This is a genomic window from Cecembia lonarensis LW9, from assembly GCF_000298295.1.
Classification (GTDB): domain Bacteria; phylum Bacteroidota; class Bacteroidia; order Cytophagales; family Cyclobacteriaceae; genus Cecembia; species Cecembia lonarensis.
Map to the genome: position 1 here is coordinate 1 of NZ_AMGM01000043.1, position 14,420 is coordinate 14,420.

12 protein-coding genes are annotated in these 14,420 nt (G+C 40.5%); 3 read left to right on the top strand and 9 right to left on the bottom strand.

The features are described from left to right. Positions 1-268: 268 nt before the first annotated feature. The 7 genes from B879_RS13000 to B879_RS13035 form a co-directional block, all read right to left on the bottom strand. Complete coding sequence (locus B879_RS13000) at positions 269-772, bottom strand: hypothetical protein (protein ID WP_009185650.1); 504 nt, start codon at positions 770-772, stop codon at positions 269-271. Positions 773-783: 11 nt separating this feature from the next. Further along, positions 784-2,085, bottom strand: a complete 1,302-nt coding sequence (locus tag B879_RS13005; protein ID WP_009185651.1) for a C10 family peptidase — start codon at positions 2,083-2,085, stop codon at positions 784-786. A gap of 523 nt (positions 2,086-2,608) precedes the next feature. Then, positions 2,609-4,060 carry a TrkH family potassium uptake protein gene (locus B879_RS13015; protein ID WP_009185652.1) on the bottom strand — a complete coding sequence of 484 codons (1,452 nt, stop codon included), beginning with the start codon at positions 4,058-4,060 and terminating at the stop codon, positions 2,609-2,611. Between the two features lie 3 nt (positions 4,061-4,063). Continuing rightward, a complete protein-coding gene (trkA, locus tag B879_RS13020) occupies positions 4,064-5,404 on the bottom strand; it encodes a Trk system potassium transporter TrkA (RefSeq protein WP_009185653.1) in 1,341 nt (446 codons plus the stop codon). A 103-nt stretch (positions 5,405-5,507) separates the two neighbouring features. Next, positions 5,508-6,167 (bottom strand): tetratricopeptide repeat protein, encoded by a 660-nt coding sequence (locus B879_RS13025; RefSeq protein WP_009185654.1) that lies wholly within the window; start codon positions 6,165-6,167, stop codon positions 5,508-5,510. 57 nt (positions 6,168-6,224) lie between these two features. Further along, positions 6,225-7,475 carry a DNA recombination protein RmuC gene (locus tag B879_RS13030; RefSeq protein WP_009185655.1) on the bottom strand — a complete coding sequence of 417 codons (1,251 nt, stop codon included), beginning with the start codon at positions 7,473-7,475 and terminating at the stop codon, positions 6,225-6,227. Continuing rightward, the gene (locus B879_RS13035; protein ID WP_009185656.1) at positions 7,465-8,481 is read right to left on the bottom strand and encodes an alpha/beta fold hydrolase; all 1,017 of its coding nucleotides are present in this window, start codon (positions 8,479-8,481) and stop codon (positions 7,465-7,467) included. Before B879_RS13035 ends, B879_RS13030 begins: the two co-directional genes overlap by 11 nt. 184 nt (positions 8,482-8,665) lie before the next feature. On the opposite strand from B879_RS13035, the gene B879_RS13040 reads away from it, so the two are divergent. Further along, on the top strand, positions 8,666-9,397 hold the full coding sequence (locus B879_RS13040; protein ID WP_040400643.1) for a molecular chaperone DnaJ: 732 nt from the start codon (positions 8,666-8,668) through the stop codon (positions 9,395-9,397). Between the two features lie 35 nt (positions 9,398-9,432). Here the strand turns inward: B879_RS13040 and B879_RS13045 are convergent, their stop codons facing one another. Together B879_RS13045 and B879_RS13050 are read right to left on the bottom strand one after the other, a co-directional pair. Then, a complete protein-coding gene (locus tag B879_RS13045; RefSeq protein ID WP_009185658.1) occupies positions 9,433-9,912 on the bottom strand; it encodes a hypothetical protein in 480 nt (159 codons plus the stop codon). An 11-nt stretch (positions 9,913-9,923) separates the two neighbouring features. Further along, on the bottom strand, positions 9,924-11,033 hold the full coding sequence (locus tag B879_RS13050; protein ID WP_009185659.1) for a DUF4934 domain-containing protein: 1,110 nt from the start codon (positions 11,031-11,033) through the stop codon (positions 9,924-9,926). Between the two features lie 760 nt (positions 11,034-11,793). Between B879_RS13050 and B879_RS13055 the strand changes: the two genes are divergently transcribed. Both B879_RS13055 and mgrA read left to right on the top strand, forming a co-directional pair. Beyond that, positions 11,794-13,128, top strand: coding sequence for a YfcC family protein (locus B879_RS13055; protein WP_009185660.1), 1,335 nt, complete (start codon positions 11,794-11,796; stop codon positions 13,126-13,128). A gap of 81 nt (positions 13,129-13,209) precedes the next feature. Then, positions 13,210-14,232, top strand: a complete 1,023-nt coding sequence (gene mgrA / locus B879_RS13060) for an L-glyceraldehyde 3-phosphate reductase (protein ID WP_009185661.1) — start codon at positions 13,210-13,212, stop codon at positions 14,230-14,232. The last annotated feature ends 188 nt before the right edge of the window (positions 14,233-14,420 follow it).

The window sequence follows — 14,420 nt, forward strand, 5'->3', positions numbered from 1 at the left end:
TTTTCTTTTGGGGTTTATTTTATAGGGATTTGAATCAGAATATCCATTGAACTGACCAACTATTTCCTTACTTTTCTGGACAGTGGCCTCTAACCCGTGGTATTGGATACCTTTTGTGCCCGGTAACAAAAGAGGATGGGGTTTCCCTTAGGCTATCCTCTTATTTCTTTCTCTCCAAACGCTATTAGGGGAATAAGAATAAAAAATCATACCGGAAAGGCATAAACCTTTACAATTCAGTCAAATTTCGACCCGTTATTATTTTAGTTTACAGAATTATAGGCTTGATAATAGTAACTTTTCTTCTTGACTTACTCTCAACATCCCATTTCAATTCGCCATTAAAGAAAACTTTTGTCACTTTTAATAAGAAGTCTCTACCGGAATATTTAAAAAATTCAGCACGAATAGTGTCACTTTCGTTTTCGTTCCACTGGATAACTGTTTTTTCAGAATCTAGAACTAAAAACATCAAATAAGTATCTTGGAACTCATGAGGAGGATCAACTCTAAAGTTCCTGGGCATGTCAAGATGAGATTGGATAAACTCCACCATACGTCCATCTCTTTCGTAAAAGACTTTAATTTTACTTGGATCAAGGTATCTTTCGTGATCGGGGTCTAGGAGGTCATTGCCTTCTTCGTCCAGAATTTTAAGAGTCAAAACTCTGTCAAGGGTAAATCCACCTATGGTTGGCATCTGTTCTTCATTTGAACAGGCACTGAACAAAAACAGCAGAACCAAAGGGAGAATATAGATGGGATTTTTCATAATCAATTAAATTAAGGAATAATATTAAATATCATAAATGTATTGTTATTGAACGAATAGGTGATTCCGTCTATAGTTACAGACCAGTTATCAAAATTGAAAAAGCCATTTCCATCTCCATCCCATCCCCAATTCATGTGTAATTTTAGATGGGTCGTTCCGGTTTCACAAAAAACAGTCCTTTGGTAGCCATCTGTGACCCACATACGACCGAAAGCTCCTGTTCCAAATAAAATAACAGGTCTATTTTGATTTAGATTATTCCTTACTGTTATAGAATTAAATGAACCTTTCTGTGCCGAAGAATAATTAAATGTATTTGTTAAGACAATTGGAAAATTTGCTTCCTGTGATACATGGGTCGCAAAACATGTAATGAGTCTATGTTGTGCAGGAAAAGCGTTTAAAATGTCTGACATCATTGTAGCAGTTTCAATAGTGCCTGTATTAGGAAGCATATTGTTGTAATTGTAAAAATTTGGATGGGAATGGTATTTCATTATTTGGCCGTAAGCAACAGAAGTACTTCCCGAATAAGCTCTACCGCTGCATAGTTGGGGACTACATTGAATTAAAGGCATAAATTGATTATATCCACAACTCTCACCCCATGTTGTGTTCATTAAAGGCCCAACTTGAGTAAATTGATCTTCGCATCCTCCACCTGGGTCACAGGGGTCAGTTAAGCTCATATTTTCTGTCGCGACTTGTCTCTGAATGGCACAGGGATCCCATAAATTAATAGAAGAAGAAGGACTTCCCACCCCCTCTAGATTAATCTCAGCATCAGGATTGTCCCGGATCAATTCTATAATCTCTTCTTGGGTCGAAAACCAATCAATCAGCCCCTCTGGTAAATCATCCTCAGCACTGAGTGGTATCTCATTATCGAAAGAAAATGCTAAAACAGGTACAAGCCTATCATCTGCTGAAATGATGATAAATCCACCCTCTTCATAATTAATGATATGGTAAAGTGCTTTATCTCCTTTTCCTAAAGGTGACTTACTCTCTTTAACATTTTTGTTTCCAAAAATTTCAACATCAAAGTTAACCTTGGTGGATTTCAATTGACTTTGTTTTTCACTTGTGTGTAATGGAAATTCAATCGTGGTTGCAATTATTCTTGCCTTTTCGATATCTATATAATGGATATCATTTTTTTCAAGATCTGCGGCTAACTCTATTGGCTCAAATTCTTGACAACTGAATGTAATCAAGCATAATAAGCCAAACACCTGCTTAGTAAAGTACCCGGACAGAATGTCTAAATATTTGCGGGGCGGAGGGGGGGGGGTAGTGATTATTTTCATGGGAAGTACTTGAAAATTTAAAAACTAAATCATTCTTAAGATATTAACTATTTTTCTAAAAGTCAAGATAAATTTTAAAAAGTTTTAGTTGACAATTACTATTTCCGTTTATCTCCTGCCTAACTTACCCACTATCTTTCCGTATTTACCCTCTCGTCCTTTACCCTTGTTTTGTGTCTTTTGTTTTCTTTTGTGGTTAAAATTTCATTTTAGGATTTGATCCGGAAATCGGGTTTACCAACAATCCAAAGGTGATTATTTTTCTGAACCACAAGAGTGACAAAAGTGAACAAGAGGAGGGCTGCATCAAGGTTTGAGATAGTATTGCTTTTGTGACTTTTGTTTTCTTTTGTGGTTGAATTATCTTCCTGAAGTAGTTTAAGGATTAATAGCGTACAAAATATCAAAATGTGATTTTTTTTGAACCACAACAGTGACAAAAGGGAACAAAAGAGTGGATGGTTGTCGAGAAGGCTTTGAATGGTATTACTATTGTGACTTTTGCGGGCTTTTTTGGTCAAAATTAATTCGCTCGCCAGAAGTAAGGCGTAAAAAGCACCAAAATGGTAAACAATTCCAACCTTCCCAATAACATCAAAAAGGATAAGAATATTTTGGTAAAAGGATCGAAGAAGGCAAAATTGTCCATTGGGCCAACCCTTCCTATCGCGGGACCTACATTTCCTATACTGGTTGCCACAGCCCCAAATGCGGTCAGCAGGTCGTAGCCCATCAAAGAAACTATTATTGAACCGATTGTAAAAATCATCAAATAGATCAACAGGAAATTCATGATATGCGTAATGATTTTTCCCGTCACCCTTTCTCCATTTATTTTAAGAGGGACTACCGCTCTGGGATGAACAATCCTTTTGAATTCCAACCAGGAGTTTTTGAAAAATGTCAGGTGTCTGATGAATTTGATGCCACCACTGGTAGAACCTGCCGAAGCACCAAAAAAAAGGAACATAAAGAATACCATGGTCAGACCGTTGTGATAAGAAGTGTAATCAGCCGTTACATAACCCGTAGTAGTAATCAAAGAAACAATTTGGAATAAGGTGTCCCGAAACCCTTTTTCAATACCTTCACCTGAATAGTAGACTACAGGAATAGTCAAAAAGAGTACCATCAAAATGACGACTGTAATGTAGGCTCTAAATTCGTCAGAATTCCAAACCCTGTCTAACTTTCCTCTGAGGCCAAAGTAAATTACCGTGAAGTTAGTTCCTGCAAGGAACATGAACACAATAGCGGTATATTGAATAAAAGGTGAAGTAAAGAAAGCTAGGCTATCATTCTTTGTAGAAAAGCCTCCAGTAGCCATGGTTGTTAATGCATGGTTTACAGCATCATAAAAGGTCATCCCTCCGATAAAATAAAGTACGCCTACGAGGATGGTTAGCCCCATATATACATACCAAAGTCTTTTGGCTGTTTCTTGAATCCTGGGGTGCAATTTATCTGAAGTGGGTCCAGGAGATTCCGCTACAAATAGCTCAATTCCGCCAATCCCCAAAAGAGGGAAAATGGCAACTGTCAAGACAATAATCCCTAAACCACCGATCCATTGGGTCATGGAGCGCCAAAATAATAGGCCTTTTGGCGTTGCCTCAATGTCAGTCAAAATAGTAGCCCCAGTCGTCGTTAATCCTGAAATGGTTTCAAAAATGGCATCAGGGATATCCATAGCCAGGTCACTTAATAAATAAGGAAGCATGCCAAATAAAGACATCAGGAACCAACTGACAGAAACGATTAGATAACCTTCTCTTTTGCGGATATTCTGGTCTTGTCTGGAGAAAGAAAAAAACATCAATGAGCCCACTGTAAAAGTTACAAAGGCTGATTGTAACATGGCATCAAGATCGCCTGTTTGAAAGTAATAAGCAAAAGCTGCTCCAGGAAGCATCATCAATGCAAAAAGCATCAATAAGGCCCCCATCACTTTTCCAATGGCTTTGAAATGGATCATAGATCAATGAAAGAGTTTTTCCAAGCTGTTTTTGGCTGCAGGAAGCGCCAAGACAATCACTTTATCGTCCATTTGTAGTACAAAATCCCCATCCGGAATAAAGACCTCTTCACCCCTGATTACCCCCGCGACAATGGCAGTTTCCGGAAAATGCAGGTCTTTGAGCGGTTTCTTGGTCACCCGGTTGTTTTTGGTGATCACATATTGGATTATTTCCGCATCCACGCCATAAATGCCTGATACGGCCTCTACCTTCCCTTTTCTCAAAAATCGGGTAACCTGATTGGCCGCTACCAATTTCTTATTGATCAGAGAGTCTACGCCTATGCTGTGGGAAATATGGATGTATTCCCTGGTATCCACATGGGCAATGGCCTTATATACGCCATGATTCTTTGCAGAAAGGGAGGTGATGATGTTGGTCTCAGAGGAATCGGTGAGGGAAATAAAGGCCTCCATTTCTTCCAAACCTTCCTCAATTAAAATTTCAATATTTTTATAATCCCCATTGATGACCAAAGTATCATTCAAACGTTCGGAAAGCCATTTGCAACGTTCCTTGTCTTTGTGCACAAGCGTTACCCTATATTCATTCTCCAATTTTAGAGCCGTGGTAAATGCCAGATCATCCCCTCCAATGATCATCACATTCTTGATCCCAACTTTCTGTTGTCCTAATAGGTCAACAATGGAAGAAACAGCCTTTTTATTGGAAATGAAAAAGACATGGTCGTTATTTCTGATGATGGTGTTTCCCCTAGGAATGATCGTCATCTGATCCCTGACAATCGCAATGATTTTGATATCCTCAAAAATCGGATTGTCCTTCATATCCGATATTTTCTTATTCACCAGGGTGCAATATTGGTCTAAGGTAAGACCCACCACATTCAATTTTCCTCCTTCAAATTCAAAAACATCTGTAAATGTAGAGTTTTTGATCATTCTGTAAATTTCATCACTACAAAGCATGCCCGGAGAGATGATATTGTCAATCCCCAGATTTTTGAAATACTGCTCATGCTCAGGTTTTAAGTAATCGTGATTTCTCACGCGGGCGATTACCCGCTTGGCTCCCAGCTGCTTGGCCAAGAGTGCTGCTACAATATTGGTTTTCTCCGAGGTGGTGACAGCCATAAACATATTGGCCTGTCTCACATTGGCATTTTTCAATATCTCCAGTGTAGTGGCATCACCTAGAATAGTCATGACATCCAAGTGGGAAGACACATTGTCCAGGACGTCCTTATCCAAGTCAATAAGTACAATGTCCTGATTTTCATAACTGAGTTGCTCAGCCAAATGGTATCCCATATCGCCTGCACCTGCTATTACGATATTCATGCAGTTAAAAACATTTTAATAAAAGGCTGTCGTAGATTTTTACAGTCCTAAAGCGCTGAAAAGGTAGTTGGTTTTTATAGGATGGCCAAAAAATAACGGATAATTATTGGCAGAAGGACTGTATGTAACGGCTAGTTTGAGAATTCCCCAGATTTAAAGCCGCATGCCAGTCTGTACAGGCTGCATCTGAATCGTTGGTTTTGTAGTAACAGAAACCTCTATTGGTCAAAACATCGGCATTATCCGGACTAAGGGTAAGGGCATAATTGTAATCCTGAATGGCTTTTTTAAACTGATTGGTTTTCAGATAACAGTTTCCCCTATTGAAATAATAAGCCCAGACCAAAGGGAAGTCTTCTCCATTGATTTTACTGTAGGCAATGGCCTCTGAGTAGGCTTCAATGGCTTCATTGTATCTATTTTCCCGCTGCAATAAATTACCCAAATAATAGGCCATTTCATCATCCTCTTGGAAGATTTCCAAGCCTTTTCGCAACACCTGTACTACCTTTTCTTTTTTCTCTTCCACTTGGCTTCCTGCCCTGTAAAAGTTTAAATAGGCCGCATGATAGGAAGGATCATCTTCAATTACTTTCTCCAAAATTTTTGCTGCAGTGGTATAATTCCCTTTGGAGATCATGTCCACAGCTGTATTGTTTACGACAAAGGAATTTTCGCGGACCTCAACATCCACCTCATAAATCTCCTGGGCAAGGCTGATATCAAAAAGGAATAAACCAGTGATTAAAAACAAATACTTCATGGAAGTTCAATTTAGGTAATTCTGTCAAGAATTAAACTTTTGGCTCCTTCAAAAAGTTCAGTCTAAGAGCTTTTTACCTTCTTCTTCCGGCAAAGCTTCAACCTCGTTTAATTTTCTTTGGATCACCCTTGTTCTGGTGCCCACCAAATTGTCCAAATCATTATGGGCCTCTGAAATTTTCTTCTGTGCCTTGGCAATGAGGTCTCCAAACTTCCCAAATTCAGTTTTAACAGCGCCCAAAACCTTCCATACCTCTGAACTCCTTTGTTGGATAGCCAATGTCCTAAAGCCCATCTGTAAACTGTTAAGCATAGCCGCCAGCGTAGTCGGTCCTGTTACCACAATTTTAAAATCCCGCTGTAAAGTCTGAGCCAAATGTCCATCCCTTACGACTTCTGCATAAAGGCTTTCCATAGGAAGAAAAAGAAGCGCAAAATCTGTCGTATGTGGTGGATGCAGGTACTTTTGACTGATATCCTGGGCTGCTTTTTTGATGGCTTTGAAGAGTTCTTGTCGGGCCGCTTCTATAAGTATTTTATCTCCATTGTCATAGGCATCTAACAGCCTGTAATAGGTCTCTTGGGGAAACTTCGCATCAATGGGCAGGTAAACAGGACCATCAGATTGGCTGCCCGGCATCTTTATGGCATATTCTACCCTTTCCCCAACACCTTTTTTTACCGCCACATTGTAGGCATATTGTTCAGGGGATAAGACATTTTCCAAAATTCCCTGCAGCTGGTACTCCCCCAGCACTCCCCTGCTTTTGACATTGCTTAAGACGCGCTTTAGATCCCCTACTCCGGTAGCCAGACTTTGCATCTCCCCCAACCCTTTTTGAACAGCTAGCAACTGATTGCTTACCAATTCAAAGGATTGCCCAAGCCTGGCTTCCAGGGTTTTTTGAAGCTTTTCGTCTACAGTCTCCCGCATTTTGTCCAGGCGTTCCTCAGTAGAGGCCAGCATGCGCTCCTGCTTGAATACCAATTCCTGAAATTTCTCCTTTTGAAGGGCATTGAACTCTTGGACATTTTGCCTGAAAATCTGCCCAAACTCTTTTAAAACCTCCGCTTGATCCTTCGCGTTGGCACGTAGCGATTCCATGACCATCGAAAACTGCTGGAGCAATCCTTGCTGGATTTCTGTCCGATTGGATTGCATTTGCTTCTCCAATAATAACCTGAACTCCTGTAAATTTTGATTCAGATCTAATTCCTTCTCTTTACCTGTACGCTGCTGGAAAATCAAATACACCAAAAGCAGGGTTTGAAGAATCAATAAAACAATAAGTAATAATTCATTGGGCATAACTGAAGAGTTTTGGAGGAGAAAGATAGTCCTCTTCCAGCTGAATGCCCAGAAAATGCAAATATTCTAAGACAGTTTCCGTCGGGATTTCTTCCATGGGCACATGTCCTGCATTTTCGAATATTTTTAAAGTTGCTCCAGGAATAGCGGCTTTTAAGCGCTCTCCATGACTTGGGGGAATCCAGCGGTCTTGGGCACCCCACATGATTAAAACCGGCATATTGAGCCTTTCGAAATCAATTTGGTAACTGCTTCTGCTGGTAAGTCTGTCCAATGTGGCTTGCCGGTTTCCTTCCCTTCTTATCAATTCATAATAACGGGTAATGTGTTTATCAGTAATTTTTTCTTCGTCATAGAAAACTTGTTGAAGATTCCATTTGAAAAGGAACCTGGGTGTACATTTCAATAAAAGTTTGTTGACAAGGGGGTATTGTGCCACTTTAAAAATAGTAGCACCGGAGTTTCTGGACCTGTTGGCATCATGGGTTGCTGTTGATGGAACAGGAGGCGCACCTGCAGCATCCACCAAGTTGAGACTCAACACCCGCTCCGGGTGATCAGAGGCTATTTTTAAAGCGACAGCTCCTCCCATGCTATTTCCTGCCACATGAAACTCATCCACATCCATTTGATCTGCGATTTCAAGGATCAAGCTTGCATAATCTGCAATCCCATACCTCCCCAGTTCATCAGGGCCGGTGAGGCCATGGCCTGGGAGGTCCATGGATATGGTCATGAAATATTTGCTTAGCTCTTTTTCCCAAGCCTCCCAGGTATGAAGAGAAGAAAAACTTCCATGGATCAAAAAAATGGCCTCACCTTCTCCGCTTACCTTGACGTGGACATTGATGCCATTAACCGGAAGAAAATAGGAGTTTTCGCTGGTATACTTAGCTACCAGCCGGTCCATTCCCAAGTCTCCTCTATAGCTCAGGGCAAGGGCTAAGAAAAGCAAGAGGACTATAGCAATTACAAACTTAATAAGGCCTGAAAGGATGGTTTTCATTCAACCAAAATAAGATAAAAAAAGGAATTTAGATCAAGTTGAAAAAAATAGCCTGAAAGGCAATCTCTCAGGCTATCCTTAAAAGCTTTAACAAGAGGTTTGCTTATTTATTTAAACCTCATTACTTTTCGTATCCAACCTAAATGACCCGGATTACGTGCTAAAAGAGAAAGTTTACCCCCCAATGAAGGTTTTGGCTTTTGTATTCATTTTCATTTCAGTTTTAGGCCTTGACAGTATGGCCCAGGTCAGGCCTGCATTAGGAGGTGCTACCAGGTTATTCAATAATGCTTTGGAAGAAATGGATAAAGGGGATTATGAAAAAGCCAATACCTACTTCAGACAAATTATTGAATCAGGATTGCCCATTTCTCCTGAAATGCCCTATCATTTTGCTGTGACTTTATTTGAATTGGGACAATATGATAACAGCTTAAATTTTGTCAAAAGATACCTTCAGATCAATGGCAGAAATGCGCCCAACTTTGATGCAGCAAAAGAACTGGAGCAAAAGCTTGAAGAGCCCATTAAAGCCATATTGGCCTGTAAATTTTGTAATAACCAAGGATACCGCATTTATGAATGCAGTACTTGCGAGGGGAAAAAGCAGTTAAATCAAGACTGTAGCCTATGTAAGGCAAGGGGTATGGTAGGCTGTAATCAATGCTTTGGCAAAGGAATTGTCACCAAAAGAAATGTTTTTAACCTGGTAGAATACCACGAATGCGATAAATGCAGCGGTGAGGGAAAACATTCCTGCCCAACCTGTGAAGGTAGCCTACAAGAGTTTACATCCTGTCGTACCTGTCAGGGAACTGGTATGGAAAATACCGAAGAAATCTGCAATCACCAGGCTGCACCGAGACACATGTCCATGGCCTTCGAACGGATTAAGGCGCTACACGCCAAGCACTAGGCATCACATTCATAAAGGTGGGTATAAACTTACTATCAGAGTTCTTCAAATTCTTTTAACTCCTTTACGAACCATTCCCTCATTCCAATATTTGCAGGTTTTATAATTTCATCATTCATCATATAGAAAGCGGTAAGCGTATTTTCTTTGTCGAAATTGAACCTTTCCCTTAGTCGGTTTTTTTCAAAAAAATTAGCTTCAGGGTCAAAGATAATGGGGTGTTTAAATTCATGGTTTTTTAAATATTCCAACACTTGTTCAGGAGAATCAGCTGACACATAGATCAAAACAGGAAAATCATAGGGTTCTACCAAGTCTATAAATGGAATGGAAAAAAAGTAAAGGCTTTTTGCTGCAATTACAATTTTCTTCTCTGCCTCCCACCAACTTGGATCAAATGGAATCTCTTCGGAAACTTCATAGGTCGGTAACTCTTTAAAAAAATCAATGGGATCATTTTTAGCACAAGCGGATAATAAAATGAACAGGGTGATAGCCAATAAATAATTTTTCATAACCGAAATGTTTAAAATTTAACAAAAACCAAAACAGGGTTATCTTGCGCTTCAATGCTCAAACCCTGTTTTTCAATGGCCTTTGATTCGTGCGCCAATACATCTTTGGCCTGTGCAATAAAGATAAGGTGCTCAACAAATAATCCTGCCAATTGAAAGAAAACAGGGTTATTGTCATTGCTGGTAATCCGTCTTTTTATATCTCCTGTTTTTTTATCCAGTACGAGCTGATGGTTTACCAATTGCATATCTGCCTGAACATTTACCCCGAAAAAGGCCCCCTCCTTAGTTTCAAAGTAATGAGAGGGAAAGGCAAAGCCATTTTTGCTGATCAGTTCAAAACCCTGCATCCAATCCAGGTCCCAATATTCATCTGGAATCCTGTATTTGCCCATCTCCAATTCATACCTTGGTGTTAGTCCATCTCCTTTTAATTCGTAAAGGGTTGGATTATAAAACTCATGATAAAACAATCCAGAGTTCGCAGTATTGAAATTTTGCTCTCCAACAGGCAATAGGTCATTGCTATATTCATTAGGCAATAATTCTTCCACTATATTTCCTTCGGGATCTGAAATCACTAAACGATGCATGACGATAGGTTTGTTATATCCCCCGCATAGGGCATAATTTCCATTAGGTAATTTGGAAAATGTGAAGGCCAGGTAATCCAAAGCTATTTTTTGGGCTAGGCTGAGTTCATGGTCAAATACCCAAATTTCTGACTGGTCTCCTTTTCCAATTAATATTTCAAGTCCCTGATCTGTGGCTATAAAGTCATTGATGTTGGGTAACATCTCAGGTCCTTCCCCTACTTCAAGGATTCTCCCTAGATAGTTTCCCTCCATATCAAAATGGTGGATGGCATCATTTTTTTCCTTGTCAAGGATAAAAAAACCTTTGTCATTGGCCCTAAGCAATAGGAACTCTTTTAGTAAATTGTTTTCCCTGGTCTCCAAAGGAATCATTTTTTCTATGGTATATGGATCTTTTGAAACTTTAATACTATTAAAGGTAATTACGCTCTTCCTATGTTGCTCTTGGATTTTTTCCTTGCAGGAAAGAAGCAAAACTGACGTGCCAATAATTAAAATGAATGCGGGCCAAAGTTTTCTTTTCATGGATATTATGTTTGACTCATCTAAACTAAATGATAAATTAAATAAAATTTAGGATTTTACCTAAAAATCTTGTTAGAATAATAATTCGTCATCCATTTGAGTTGCCAAGATTAAGATAACTCAAAGGGTCATGGGTTTTAAAAAGGGACACAGGATCAAATGAGCTATACTTTTTAACTAAAGAACCACTCTCATAATACCACGGGAGATTAAGGATTAAGATAATCTGGAAAAGCCGCCGTAAAGGTAGCTTTTTTTATATCCTTATTTTTCAATAAGAATTCAACCCCTCTCGGTGTTGGGAATTTTTGGGGATGCTATTATCCAGAGGCCACCGGGTTTTACCCGGGGTAAATACCATTGCATGGATTCAATCCCTTCGGGATTATGCCTGATTCCAAATTATGTAAAAGCAGCCCAAACTTTGATATAGCTTGTACCTGGGATTGAGAGATTAAATACCAACTGGCTAATGACCTCAGATGCCTATCCGGTAGTTTAAAAAGGTCAATCTTTATCCTCGCCCCCAACCACGAGGATGGTTGAAATCCCAAAATCCCGAAGGGATTCAATACCTTCAGGTTATTTGCCCCGGATGACAATCCGGTGGTAAAAAGAATGAAGGGATAATGGTTCTCCCAACCCCGAATGGGGTTGAATTATTGTATTCTGAATCTATCTACTATCGAAAATTGGATCTGAGACTTTTCACTTCTAATATCCCCGATTTTTATATCTTGCGCCCGACTATTTAAAGCCCATGAAAAAGCTCTCCTTCCCCCACCCCATGATCATTATGCTTTCTTTTGTTGCCCTGGCGACATTGTTGACTTACCTGATCCCTGCGGGTTCTTTTGATCGGGTCTTGGATGAGGCAACAGGCCGGGAGGTGGTAATAGAGGGGAGCTACAGGGTCATTGACAACCAACCTGTAAGTTTGGGGAAAATATTTCTCAGCGTACCGGAAGGCATAATTGAAGGGGCTGAAGTGGTGGTATTGATTCTGATTATTGGAGGGGCTTTTTATGTGGTGGACAAAACGGGCGCCTTTCAATCCGGGCTTGAAAGTCTGATCCACCGCTTTAAGAATGCCAAAGCGTACTTACTGGCACTGGTTGGAATGCTATTCGCCACTGCAGGAGCCTTAAACGGGCTTCAGGAAGAAATCATCGCCATGGTCCCTGTACTAATGATCCTGAGCCGAAAAGTGGGTTATACCCCAATTGCCGGTGTGGCCATTTCTTTGGGCTGTGCCCTCATTGGTGGGGCTTTTGGTCCTTCCAATCCTTTTTCAGTGCTGATTGCACAAAATTTCGCGGAAGTCCCTTTGTTTTCGGCTGGGCTGTATAGGATGATTTTTTTGGCTTTTGCCTTGGGCTTTTGGATAATTTATGTCATCCGCACAGGAAAAGACCCCAATCATCAGGAAAATCCATCCGAGGAAGTTCCTGATAAAATGTCCAAGTCACATTCCCTGATCTTAGTTTTGGTAGCCCTCACTTTTGGGATTATGATCTATGGACTGAGCAACTGGGACTGGGATTATAATGAAATGTCCGCCATCTTTTTTGCTATGGGGATGAGTGCAGGAATTATTGGGAAATTAGGTATCAATGGAACGGCCAAAGCCTATTCAGAAGGCTTCGCAGAACTGGTTTTTGCCGGGATCATCGTTGGTCTGGCCAGAAGCATTTACCTGGTGCTTCAAGATGGACAGATTATTGACACCATCATCTATGCCCTTTTCAATCCTTTGGAAGGATTACCTTTGGGACTTTCTGCTTTTGGAATGATGATCGCCCAGGCCATTCTTCATATCCCTGTTCCCAGTACTTCCGGTCAGGCAGTGTTGACCATGCCGCTTTTGACTCCTTTGGCCGATCTGATCGGCATGTCCAGGCAAGTGGTGGTATTGGCTTATCAATATGGTGCGGGCATCATGGATATGGTCACCCCAAGTAATGGGGGCCTGATGGCCATTCTGGTTGCCGCAGGAATTTCTTACAAAGATTGGATCCAATATGCCTGGAAACCCATTTTGGTAGTATTTACTATTGCCGCAATTTCAGTAGTGGGCGGTATTTTCTTACTCTGATAAAGAATATGATGGATGGGTTTATTCTTCCTGAATCATTGTTTAAATTCAAACTTTAATATTGACGAACCTAAATAACCTATGCGCATCAACGACCACCAACCATTGCCCCCTTATGTTGCCAATGAAGCCCGCTATGATAAAATGCCTTTTCGCCGCTGCGGAAAAAGTGGCATTTTATTGCCTCAGATTTCACTAGGTCTATGGCATAACTTTGGGCACAATGCAGATTTCAAAAATGCCCGGCATATCCTAAGGCAGGCATTTGATTATGGCATCACCCATTTTGACCTGGCTAACAATTATGGCCCACCTTATGGTTCTGCTGAAGAGAACTTTGGCAGAATTATGGAAAAGGATTTCCGACCTTATAGAGATGAACTCATCATTTCCACCAAAGCTGGCTGGGACATGTGGCCCGGGCCTTATGGTAATCTTGGTTCGAGAAAATACCTCATCGCATCCCTTGACCAGAGTTTAAAAAGAATGGGATTGGATTACGTGGATATTTTTTACCATCACAGACCTGATCCGGAAACACCTTTAGAAGAAACCATGGGGGCTTTGGACCACATTGTCCGCTCAGGAAAGGCCTTGTATGTGGGCATATCCCAATATTCCGCTGAGGATACCCTCAGGGCTTCACAGCTATTGAAGGAAATGGGCACACCACTTTTGATCCACCAACCCCGATACAGCATGTTTGACCGCTGGGTGGAAAATGGCTTATTGGATGTCCTGGGAGATGAGGGCATCGGTTCTATTGCTTTTTCACCACTTGAGCAGGGAGTTTTGACGGATAAATACCTCAAAGGCATTCCGGAAGACAGCAGGGTGGCAAAAGATGGCCGATACCTGAAAAAGGAGCAGCTTTCAGATGAGGTGATCGCTAAAGTGAAAGCCTTGAACGAAATCGCCAAAAAACGGGGACAAAGCCTAGCACAGATGGCCATTGCCTGGTTGCTGAAAGACGAAAGGGTAACCACCGTTCTGGTCGGTGTAAGTAAGGCTGAGCAACTTGCAGACAATGTAAAAGCTTTGGATAATATCCGTTTTTCCAAAGAAGAACTGGATGCCATTGAAAGCATCTTGAGAAATAAGTGACCTTGAATAATTACAGCCAAAAAAAGACAAGAAGTCTTTTATCATGGAAATAACATTGAACCACAAAAATAACAAAAGTTTAAAGAGTCAAACCGAACCCGATATTTGATAAATATTTGTTTATCTTTCTTAATGGGTTAATTTGAAGAGGGTTACAACGTCTAGTGAAATTCCTTTTGTTATCTTTT

Coding starts and splice junctions, on each gene's coding strand:
- B879_RS13000 (WP_009185650.1), bottom strand. CDS start 772: ATGAAAAATCCCATCTATATTCTCCCTTTGGTTCTGCTGTTTTTGTTC.
- B879_RS13005 (WP_009185651.1), bottom strand. CDS start 2,085: ATGAAAATAATCACTACCCCCCCCCCTCCGCCCCGCAAATATTTAGAC.
- B879_RS13015 (WP_009185652.1), bottom strand. CDS start 4,060: ATGATCCATTTCAAAGCCATTGGAAAAGTGATGGGGGCCTTATTGATG.
- trkA (WP_009185653.1), bottom strand. CDS start 5,404: ATGAATATCGTAATAGCAGGTGCAGGCGATATGGGATACCATTTGGCT.
- B879_RS13025 (WP_009185654.1), bottom strand. CDS start 6,167: ATGAAGTATTTGTTTTTAATCACTGGTTTATTCCTTTTTGATATCAGC.
- B879_RS13030 (WP_009185655.1), bottom strand. CDS start 7,475: ATGCCCAATGAATTATTACTTATTGTTTTATTGATTCTTCAAACCCTG.
- B879_RS13035 (WP_009185656.1), bottom strand. CDS start 8,481: ATGAAAACCATCCTTTCAGGCCTTATTAAGTTTGTAATTGCTATAGTC.
- B879_RS13040 (WP_040400643.1), top strand. CDS start 8,666: ATGAAGGTTTTGGCTTTTGTATTCATTTTCATTTCAGTTTTAGGCCTT.
- B879_RS13045 (WP_009185658.1), bottom strand. CDS start 9,912: ATGAAAAATTATTTATTGGCTATCACCCTGTTCATTTTATTATCCGCT.
- B879_RS13050 (WP_009185659.1), bottom strand. CDS start 11,033: ATGAAAAGAAAACTTTGGCCCGCATTCATTTTAATTATTGGCACGTCA.
- B879_RS13055 (WP_009185660.1), top strand. CDS start 11,794: ATGAAAAAGCTCTCCTTCCCCCACCCCATGATCATTATGCTTTCTTTT.
- mgrA (WP_009185661.1), top strand. CDS start 13,210: ATGCGCATCAACGACCACCAACCATTGCCCCCTTATGTTGCCAATGAA.